General features: G+C 68.1%; 2 protein-coding genes. One reads left to right on the top strand and one right to left on the bottom strand.

Translation table 11 applies throughout. The annotated features are described in order from the left end of the window. The coding region (locus tag AC08ON_RS06445; protein ID WP_476616626.1) for a class F sortase at positions 1-762 on the bottom strand (762 nt) is incomplete at its 3' end. Between the two features lie 386 nt (positions 763-1,148). Between AC08ON_RS06445 and AC08ON_RS06440 the strand changes: the two genes are divergently transcribed. Next, positions 1,149-1,629, top strand: a 481-nt coding sequence (locus tag AC08ON_RS06440) for a hypothetical protein (RefSeq protein ID WP_476616625.1), incomplete at its 3' end; no start/stop codon positions are given.

The following is a 1,629-nucleotide window of genomic DNA, read 5'->3' as shown; positions in this document are numbered from 1 at the left end:
GGGCGCGGCTCCTGCCGAGGATTCGGCGTGCGCGTACACCACCAGGTTGTTGAGATAGTGCCTGGCCTTCCGGTCGAAGGCGCCCCCGCAGGTGATCAGGCGCAGTTCAGGGCGGATTACCGGTCCGTAGACCCGGTTCGTCGGGAACCTCGACTTCACCACGTTCTCCGCGCGATCGACGACGAACGTCGTGGACACGCCGGTCGGCGAAGCGACCTCGACACGGTCGCCGGGCACGAGCTCGTGCAGCCGGTAGAAGACCGCCGGGCCGGTGGTGGAATCGTAGTGGCCGACGAGCACGGCAGGGCCGATGCCACCAGGCGCCGGACCGCGGTCATACCAGCCGACATCTCCCCATGCCTTGGGCACCCCGAGCGTGCCATCCGGGTTCAGACCCAGATGAATGATCGGAGCGTCCACCCTGATCCGGGGGATGCGCAGCCGGGACGGATTGTTGACGACCACCACCGGCTGCTCGGGGACGGCGGGAGGTAGCCCGAACCGGCCGGTCGTCGGCACGGGGGTGGGCGGCGGCGGGAGGTCGGCGATGTCGGCCGTCGCGTCCGCCCCGGGAGCGCCATGGACGGCATCGAACGCCGGTTCCGCCAGCCGGAAACCGCTGCCGAGGACGAGGACCGCCCCGACGAGGAGAAGCCACCGCCAGAGCGGGATGCGCCGACCCGCGACGGGTGCCCGGACGGAGAAGGCCGTCGGTGCGCCGTTCGCGGGCCGCTGGTTACCGCCGCCCGTCCCACCTTTCACAGCTCCTCCCGCCATCCCGCCCGTCGATCGTCCACGTACGCGTGCGGATCGCTCCCGAGGTGGATCGTCCGGCGCACCGCTTGCGGCTCCGAACCGTCACGTGCCAGGGCCACGAAACCACCGACGGTGACTCTACCAATCAGTGAAGATACTTTCCGTGAACGGCATGCTTGTGAGCGAGGTGCACCGGTCTCAACGATTCCGAGATCACCGAAAACTGGACGAACTAGACCGAAAAAGCAACCCGATCGCCGCCACAAGGAGGTCGATCCGGCCGCACCACGCCCGGGCGGTTAACCCGCATCCCCACACTCAGTCGCTATGGTATCACTCGCAGTAACGAATCGATCACCGTACGTGAGAGAGGGGACCAGATGAAGAAAGGTATGGGTCGAAGCGCCGCCGTTCTCGCGATATCCAGCGCGGCGAGCGTCACCCTAACCTTCGGGCCCGGCCTGGCCGCTGCCCACGCCCTCGACGACAAGGGCAACCACCGGTGCGACGACAAGAAGGACGGGTGGGGCCTCTTTGGCGACAAGGACGGCCTGGACGGCAAGGACCGCGACCGCGATGACAAGATCGACGGCGACAAGCGGATCCGGGCCGATCGGATCGACGACGGCAGGGACGGCAGAAACGGCAAGGACGGCCTAGACGGCAGGGACGGCCTGGACGGCAGGGACGGCCTGGACGGCAAGGAGGGCAAGGAGGGCAAGGAGGGCAAGGACGGCAAGGACGGCAAGGACGGCAAGGAGGGCAAGGAGGGCAAGGACGGCAAGGACGACTGGTTCAACTGGGACGACAAGAAGCGCGACTGCGCCATCGCCGGCGTCGGTGCCGGCGTCGGTGCCGGCGTCGGGCCGGGGG

The organism is Frankia sp. CoWAU3 (genome assembly GCF_977971855.1).
Note: the sequence above shows the minus strand (reverse complement) of the source record. Positions and strands in the feature narration are given on the sequence as shown.